Source organism: Candidatus Infernicultor aquiphilus, from assembly GCF_002784285.1.
Lineage (GTDB): Bacteria > Atribacterota > Phoenicimicrobiia > Phoenicimicrobiales > Phoenicimicrobiaceae > Infernicultor > Infernicultor aquiphilus.
The window spans coordinates 1,011-10,261 of record NZ_PFKO01000162.1; the positions used below are offsets into that span (position 1 = coordinate 1,011).

Genomic DNA, 9,251 nt, shown 5'->3' on the forward strand with positions numbered 1-9,251 from the left:
AACTTCAATAGATTATAAGCTTTTAAATATTTACCTTCTTTAATATATATTAAAGATAGATATCCATTTGATATAGATCGACCCCAAAACGAGTTAAATTTAGCATATAGAAAAATCGCTTCTTCAAAATAATCTTTTGCTTTATTATAATTACCCATATCAAAATAAGCTTTTCCCATTTTAGTATAAATTAGAGCTAAATTTTTATTTAAATTTTTGTTTTTGCAAATTGCTACAGCTTTTTTATAATAAAATAAAGAGTCAGAAGGCTTCATATTGCACCTTTTTATATCTCCAAGATAACTATAAGCCCCAGCAATATTTAATAAATATTTAATTTTACCGTGGCTTAATTGTTGAAGTATTTCAATTGATCTATTCAAATATTTTTTGGCTTCTTCATATTCTGCAATCATAATTTTATTCAATCCTTTTAGCCTCAGGAAAAATGCTGTTTCATCTTGGTAGTGATGTTTATTTGCTATTAATAAACCCTTTTCTATATATTTTTTCATTAATTCACAATTATGTACTTGAATGCAATAATAAATTATTTGTCTAAATCCTTTTAAAATATATTTGTAATCATTAATTGTCTCGGCATTTCCTATCATACTATAAATGCATTCTATACCTTTATCATAAAAACCTTCTCTAATGTAATATCTTCCTACTATATGATAATAATAAACTTTAAATTTAAGAATATCTTTAATTAAACCATATCTTTTTTCGCCTATTTTAAGCAATTTATTAATTTTTTCAAAATATTTTGTAATTTCTCTTTTTTTAAAAAACACCTCTTGGCTCATTTTTATCTTTATTTTATTTATTGTTGGAAACAATTCATGTGTAAAATCGAGATAAAATTCCATATATTTAATACTATATTTTAAAGCAAGTACAATATTCCCTGCATTTTCAAAATGATAAATCAAAGAAGAATATATTTGAATGTCAATATTTTTTTTATTTTTTAGAGAATCTTTTATAATTAAACCTATTCTATTATGTAATACTTTTCTTTTTATTAACGGTTGTTTTAAATAAACAAATTCTCTTAACTTTTGATGTGTAAATTTAAAAATAACCCCTTGAGGAGAATCTATTTCTTTTATAAGAAATTTATTTTCTAAATCTTCTATCACATTCATTATTTTAAGTTCTTGCTCTCCGGTTATTTTATTAAGTAATTTTAAATTAACTCCATCAAAGAAGAGCGAAATGATATTTAAAATATTTTTTTCTTCTTCTGATATTTTAAAAAATCTACTTTCAAGAATATCTTGTATTTTATGAGAAAAAATTATCTTAACTTTTTTTTCATCTTTTATTGCTTCTATAACTTCAACTATAAAAAGGGGAAGACCTTCAGTTTCTTGAAAAACTTTAGAACAAATTTTATCTGATAATTTGTAATTTGGTAAAGCATTTCTTATAAAGATCGTTGTATCATTTTTGTTAAACCTTTCTATCGATATTTTCAAAAGCTTATTGTATCTAAGCATTAAAGATAAAAAATTATTAATTTTTTTTTCTTCTTCATTGCTGCAGGTAAATAAAAAAAATATATTATTTTTTTCATAATAAAGCAAAACATGCGCTAACAAAGATAAGCTTTTTAGATCCATCCAATGTATATCCTCAAAAATTAAAATAACCTTGTTTTGCATGGATACTTTATTTAATATTTTAATAATCTCTTCTTCCATTTTTTGATGTTTAAAATAATCTGAATTTTTTATTGATTTTAAATTAAAAGACAAATCTTCTTTATTATTAGAAAAAATTGGAAATAAATTTAATATAATAGAATTTTTTGGAAATTTTATCGTATCTAAAATATTGCTTGGCATCATAGAAAATATATTGTTCCAGGATTTTAGAATATAATTCTCTTCTATTTGATAACAATTTGCTTTGAATGTACTTATTTTGTCTTTTTTAATTAAATTAATAAATTCTTGTACTAACCTAGTCTTGCCTACTCCAGCTTCCCCAAAAATAACTATTGATCTAAAATTTTTATTATTAATAAAATTTTTATATTCTGAAAAAATAAAACTTGATTCTTTTTCTCTTCCATAAAAATATTTTTTATAGAGGGATGATTCCCGTTTTCTATCAATGTTTCTTAATTTTAAAACTCTATTTATTAATATTTTTGTATTGATGTCTGGTTCAATATTTAATTCCTTTTTTAATAAATTTGATAATTCATTATAAATTATTATTGCCTTAGTATAATCACCTTTATTTAAATATGTTTTAATTAATAATCTATACGCGTTTTCATCAAATTCATCGGCCTTTATAATTAGTTTAGCGTAATATTCTACATCGTTATATATTTTCTTTTTTAAATTTTTATTTAATTGAAAATACAATTTTCTAATGTATAATTCATGATAATATCGCTTTCTTCCTACCATCCATTCTTCAAATACTTCTGCTTGTTTTACAGAAAAACCCTTTAAAAAATCTCCGACATAAGTGTTTACTCCCTCGATATTATCTTGAAGGAAAATATCTAAATCCAATTTAATTTCAAGTTTTGGATTTAATGATAAAAAAGTTCTTTTAGGAGAAATGAATATGTCTTTTTTGAATAATTTAGAAATATTATATATTGCATTTCTTAAATTTTTCTTAGCATATTTCTCATTGCAATTTCCCCATAACAAATCTGCTAATTCATCTCGAGTTGCTTTCTTATTAATAACCATGTAATAAAATAAAGCTTCTAATTTTGTATAGGGAAAAAATATTCTTTTGTCTCTGTCTCCCATTACTACAGGGATACCAAATACTCTAACTTTTATAGACATAAATTTATCTTTTTATTGATTTGAATTTATCACCTAAGTAAGTAAAATTTCGTAAAATATACTTGAATTATCTATCTCTTCAATTTTCAAATCAATATTCAATTCAGAAGTTAAGGAAGTAAAATCCGTCGGTCTAATTGTGGTGGCTTTAAATCCATCTTTAGTGAAAATTATTCCATTATGAGTTTCAGTTAAATTAATTTCACCAATAAGTCCTGCTTTAGATTGAAGGATAAACCAATTTAGACGTTCTTCCCAAAATTTATCTGAATAAGTCGAGAATAATACCAATCCACCTTTTTTAGTAACCCGAACAGCTTCTCTAATTAAATCTTTCTTATTTACGTTAAAAGCGGAAATTCCATTTTGAATACAAATCACTATATCAAAAAATTGGTTAGGAAATTTAAGGCTAATAGCATTCATTAAAAATAACTGACAATTTAAATTTCCTTCTAATAGTTTTTTTGCCAATTCTAAACTTGACTTTGATATGTCAATACCAATCACCCTTTTTGCTTTTTCACAAACCTTCTTAAGTACTCTTCCATAACCACATCCAAGTTCTAAGACAATATCTGAAGGTTGAACCTTATCCAGAATATGTTGAATTTCAGCATCTAAATATTGTCTTACTCGAGGCGGAGCAATTTGATAACATTTCTTTAACTGTTCTGCTGAAAGTTTATCTAAGTAATAACTCTTATTTTTCATACCCTAAACACTTTTCTTTTAAGTATAGTTTTAATCATTATCTTAATTGGCGCTCTTCTTTGACATTATACCTTGATTATAATTATTTTGTTGTTAAAAGAATTTTATGGAAAAAATCATGCTGAGGATCAGAATCAGATAATTTACCACCCGCACCACCGGTAATATTAATATGCATTTTTGAATACCTTAAAATATAAATTAATAACAACTTAATTTAAAATTTCTAATTTACTGCTTTCTTCTATTTTGTTCTATCCATGGGAATGAGTTTAAAGAATTTACCAAGGAAGAAAATTAGATCTTTATATTTTAATATTAATTATATTTATCGAATGTGGAGACCTTACTTCAATATAAATTTCAAAAATCCTTCTTTTTTTAAAAATTTTTTTTATTTTTCTATATTCCTTTAAAAATAAGGAGTTTTGGTCAAAAATTTCTTAATCTAACCAAAATTTATTAAGGAATTTGCGAATAGGACTTCCGGTCTTCATTGTCTTTTAGGATCTTGCCCCAGGTGTCCCGTAAGGATACAATAAGGTTAAACACCAGCTTATCCGGCAATGAATCAGGATCCACATAGAAGTAACCCTGCCGCATGAACTGGTATCTACTTCCTTGGGCCGCTCCCGCTAAACTGGGTTCCACCAGGCAATCACTTAACACTTCCAGGGGGTTAGGGTTAAGTTGCTTTACAAAATCTTCATCTCCCTCATCTTCTTCCCCTCCCTCGATCTGGTCGAGCAGAAGATAGTCGTATAGGCGAACCTCCGCTTTCAAAGCATGAGCTGCGGAAACCCAGTGTAAAGTTCCCTTTATTTTACGTTGACTGGCTGGTCTGCCGCTTCTGGTTTCCGGATCGTAGCTACAATGCACCTCTTTTATCTCTCCTGTTTTTTCATCCCGAACAAACCCATCGCATTTGATAATATAGGCATTCTTTAATCTAACCTCAAAACCGGGAGCCAGTCGAAAATACTTTTTGGGCGGATCGATGCAAAAATCTTCCCGTTCGATATATAAATTCCTGGAAAAAGGTATCTGGCGTGTCCCGGCATCAGGATCTTCGGGGTTGTTTTCTGCTTCCATCTCTTCCACCATCTCCTCGGGATAATTACTGATAACCAATTTTAAAGGATGCAGTACCCCCATAACCCGGGGAGCCCGCAGATTCAGGTCCTCGCGTATACAGTGTTCCAAAAAACGGATGTCCACCACGCTGTTGGTCTTGGATATGCCGATACGGTCGCAGAAATTTCGGATAGACTCCGGGGTGTAACCCCTGCGCCGCAGACCGGATATGGTTGGCATCCGCGGGTCATCCCATCCAGTTACATAATCTTCCTCCACCAGCTGGCGAAGCTTGCGCTTGCTCAGCACCGTGTTAGTAAGATTCAGACGGGCGAATTCGATCTGCCGGGGTGGATTGGGCAGATGCAAAGCATTGAGAACCCAGTCATATAAAGGGCGATGGTCTTCGAACTCCAGGGTACAAATGGAGTGAGTAATTCCTTCGTAATAATCTTCAAGAGGATGAGCATAGTCGTACAGGGGATAGATACACCATTGATCCCCCGTCCGATGATGGGTAGCCCTTAAAATGCGGTAAAGGATAGGATCCCGCATATTCAGGTTAGGAGAGGTCATGTCAATTTTAGCCCGCAACACCCGGGAACCATCGGCGAATTCACCAGCCCGCATACCTTGGAATAGATTTAGGTTCTCCTCCCTAGACCGCTTCCGATATGGACTTTCTTTTCCCGGCTCCTGGAAAGTTCCCCGGTACTTCCTGATTTCTTCAGGACTGAGGTCACACACATAAGCCTCACCTGCTCTAATTAGACCGACGGCGTAATCATACATCTTCTCAAAATAGTCGGAAGCATAAAAAAGCCGGTCCTCCCAGTCAAATCCCAGCCACCGAACATCCTTGATGATGGAATCAATATATTCCACATCTTCCTTGCTGGGATTGGTATCGTCAAAGCGAAGATTGCATAGACCGCCATTCTGTGCAGCTATACCGAAATTCAAGCAGATAGACTTGGCGTGGCCGATGTGTAGATATCCATTAGGTTCCGGCGGAAACCGGAGATGAACCTTGCCACCATATTTATTCGTTTTTTTATCCTGATCAATGATCGCCTGAATAAAATTAACTGTTACTTTAGAATCTCTGGAATCCATAAACTGTCCCCCTTGCTTTCTTTCCTTAACCTTTTCTTCACCTTATTCCAAAATGCCTTTGTACCCTATCTCTGGTCATATTTATTTTTAAGTTTGTTTTTATACTTATTTTATCTTCCCTGTTTTAATATAATGCCTTACCAGTCTATCAATTAATTTTTTACCCTTAGGGGTAACCCAAAATTCTTTAATCAACACAATCCCTATTCCGGGAATTCGTTCTTTCTTTTGGGAAGCAATTAGACCCAACCATTTTAAATATAATAATAAAACCACCTCCATTATTCTAGTTAAATCACCCCTTACCTCCTCGGGAGATTCCATATTTTTTATCTTAGAACCATAGAAATGGTCTACGAGTTCTTCTGTTTCAATCTTTTTGTTTACTTCATATTTATGAAAACAATAAAGTAAGTCAGTAAATATTTTTTGATATTCTTTTGCATATTTTGCCGTAAAATCTCTGATCTGAAGTTTTGCCCAATTTACCTTTTCAATCCAGGTAAGGACTAATTCAAAGACTTTTTCTCCGTAAGATTTTTTGGTAAATTCTTGAAAATGACTGAGATTTACCTTTACCCAGCCTCTTTTATCCAGGTAGATAAATCTTGCAGCTCGAGATAATAAGTCTATAAAGTGGAAATATCTTTTGCTAGCTTCTTCTCCTCTCTTTTCTTCTTTGCCTAAGAAGTAAAAATCATCTTTATCTGGGCTGGTAAATTTTTCTTCTATTAATTTTAAGTGTGCAAAAGGAATCCATTTATTCTTTATAGTTACCTTTACCTGGTTTTTAGTAAAATAATTGACAAAAATCTCTAAATCTCTTACTAAAGGGACGTCCTTCATTTCTATATTACTTAAATCAACCTGTTCTTCTATCCCATAGTAAACCGGGGTTATATTCATTGAAACAGATAAATCTTTTCTGGGACTACCTAATCTTTTTCTTTCTTCCAAAATTGCTTCCCAGGGAGTTTTGTTATCAAGTTCTTCTTGAGGCTGGTGAAGCCATCTTTCTTGGCATCTTTTCACCGCCTGGCTTAATTCATTCTGGCTGGAAAAATTACCCGGATGAACCTCAGATTGGACATAGAGCATCAAATCCTGGGTAAGTTCTTTTTCCTTGGGACCTAGGTTTTGCTCATTAATTTCCTGAGGGGATTTCCCCTGAAACTCATCTCGAGAAGAAAGATTCCAGAAATCCATAAAGAGTTTCTGAAATTCCATTAATTCTTCAGCAGAAGGAAAATTAATCTTCTCTGACAACTCCCTCATTAGAGGTAAAGGGTCGGTAATTCTATTGATCTTTTTTCTAAGATTTTTAATAGAAGGTGCTTTTTTACCCCAATACTTTTTTAATAAATGTTTTAGCTTTCTCTCTACCGATTCCAGATGGTCTTCCTCTTTAGGGATATCCCTGTATTTTTGGAAAAGATCTTTCTCTATCATTAAAGGGGTAACTATACGGGTAATATCAGAAGGAGCACTTTTCCATAATCTTTTTAAAATATAGGATGATTCTTTAGGATAGTTCAGGTTAACACTGGACAAGGCATAATCTATCTCGTAAGGTAAAATACGACCTACCATATAATCTCCTTCTTTAAGCTGATAGGTAGCTTTATTTTCTCTTACTTTATATTCTTTCCCAGAAGATAGGTCTTTCGCTATAAAGTAAGAACCAACTACCACTTTGCTAATGGTAAAGGCACTGAAGACGCCATTTTTAAATCCTAATAAAATCTGTTGATCGGGTTGGTTATAATTGGAAAGCATTTTAGATAAAAATACCTCTAAAGGAGTCATTTCGTAATATTGAGAAATATAGAAAAAAATAAAATAATCGGCAAATCTTAGTTCAACATAATTTTTTTCGTCAAAAGTTTTATAATATTTCTCCGGAGTAGTAGTAAAAAACTTTTCTCTTTCTTTATTTAATTCTTTATATAAGTAAGGATCGTTTTCGCAAAATTCTATAATGTCGAGGGTAAATTCGTTAATTCTGGTAGCCGGTTGCATAATAGTTTACCTACCTTTTATAATTTTTATTCTTTATCATCGGTGCTGGCCTCATTTGCACCATCTTTGACGAACTGCCTCATATAGAATTATTCCAGTAGCTACTGAGGCATTTAAGGATTCAGTGGACCCCAGGATAGGAATTTTTATCTGTTTATAAGCTGCCTTCCTCCAGATATCATTTGGTCCTCTATTTTCATTTCCAATGACTAAAGCGAAAGGTTCTTGGAGATTAACGGAATAGTAATATTCTTCGCTATCTAAATCTGCTACTAAAATATTTATAGAGTTATGGTTTAACCATTGGACCGCTTCCTCATCGTCAAGACCATTTACAATAGGCACCTGAAACAGTGAGCCCATGGTAGATCTAATCACTTTTGGGTTGAATAAATCTACCGTTCCTTTAGTTAATAATACTGCAGTAGCACCTGCTGCAGCGCTGGTTCTTATGATGGTTCCAAGATTTCCAGGATCCTGTACGCCATTTAAAACAACTACTAAAGGATTGGCACCAAGAATTATATCTGCCAGGGATAGTTCTATTTGCTCAACTACCGCTATTATTCCTTGAGGGCTAACTGTAGCTGAAGCTTCCTTAAATAGATTATGGGATAGCCTTAAAACCTCACAGCCTTGATTAATTTTTGGCACCTTTTCTACGGTTTCATTAATAATAAGGTATTTTATTTTTACTCCCCTACTATTCGCTTCCTCAAGAAGCTTACTGCCTTCTATGAGAAATAATCCCTTGCTTTCACGAACTTTTTTTTGACTTAAGGCTTTTATTAACTTATAGATTGAGTTTTCCCTGGAAGTAATATCTTTATACTGCTTCACCTATGATACTCCTCTATAGATTAAAATTAAGGAGGGTCTGTAATTAAAGAAACTTTCTATTCGAGTATAAGTCTTCTCCCTTGTCCTTTTATTGCCTTTAAGCTTTTAAGGGTGATTCTGCTTTTATCCCGGAAAGGACCTATTGCATCATGAATCTGCGAATCTACATTCAAATTCTACTATTTTCTTCACCGCTTTTCAAGGAAGCGAAACCAAAAATAACTATTTAAAAAATAAATATTTTTTAAGCTCCAATAAATTACTTATATAAATAATGCTTACTTAAGGTTTTCGGATGGCGAGGGACTCGCAGAATTTATGAATGAAGCGATCAAGGAATATTGTAAAAAATAATGGAAAAAATGCCGCTTTTTAATCCATCCGGAATCAATCTATTTTTTTATTATTTCTCTTCTTTTTTCTTCTAAGACAACCTCAATCAATTTTGAAGTTGTTCCTTAAATGTGTTAAAGAACTGTCTCTGTCACATAATGGATGTTACTCCTCAACCGTTTATAAGTTTCATATTTATCAGGGTTATGTATGTTTCAATCCTTGTTTTAATGGATGTTATTCCTCAACAATATTGATACACTAAAAGAAGCTAGGCTTATTGAAAGTTTCAATCCTTGTTTTAATGGATGTTATTCTTCAACCATC

The 9,251-nt window shown here is 31.9% G+C and carries 5 protein-coding genes; all 5 read right to left on the reverse strand.

The annotated features are described in order from the left end of the window. On the reverse strand, positions 1-2,828 hold a 2,828-nt coding region (locus COZ07_RS04455; protein WP_406607383.1), incomplete at its 3' end, for an AAA family ATPase. 33 nt (positions 2,829-2,861) lie between these two features. After that, positions 2,862-3,542 (reverse strand): class I SAM-dependent methyltransferase, encoded by a 681-nt coding sequence (locus COZ07_RS04460; RefSeq protein ID WP_406607384.1) that lies wholly within the window; start codon positions 3,540-3,542, stop codon positions 2,862-2,864. 462 nt (positions 3,543-4,004) lie between these two features. Continuing rightward, positions 4,005-5,732, reverse strand: coding sequence for a glutamine--tRNA ligase (locus tag COZ07_RS04465; protein WP_406607385.1), 1,728 nt, complete (start codon positions 5,730-5,732; stop codon positions 4,005-4,007). A gap of 105 nt (positions 5,733-5,837) precedes the next feature. Then, positions 5,838-7,751 (reverse strand): hypothetical protein, encoded by a 1,914-nt coding sequence (locus COZ07_RS04470; RefSeq protein WP_406607386.1) that lies wholly within the window; start codon positions 7,749-7,751, stop codon positions 5,838-5,840. 51 nt (positions 7,752-7,802) lie between these two features. Further along, on the reverse strand, positions 7,803-8,591 hold the full coding sequence (locus COZ07_RS04475) for an RNA methyltransferase (protein ID WP_406607387.1): 789 nt from the start codon (positions 8,589-8,591) through the stop codon (positions 7,803-7,805). Positions 8,592-9,251 lie beyond the last annotated feature (660 nt).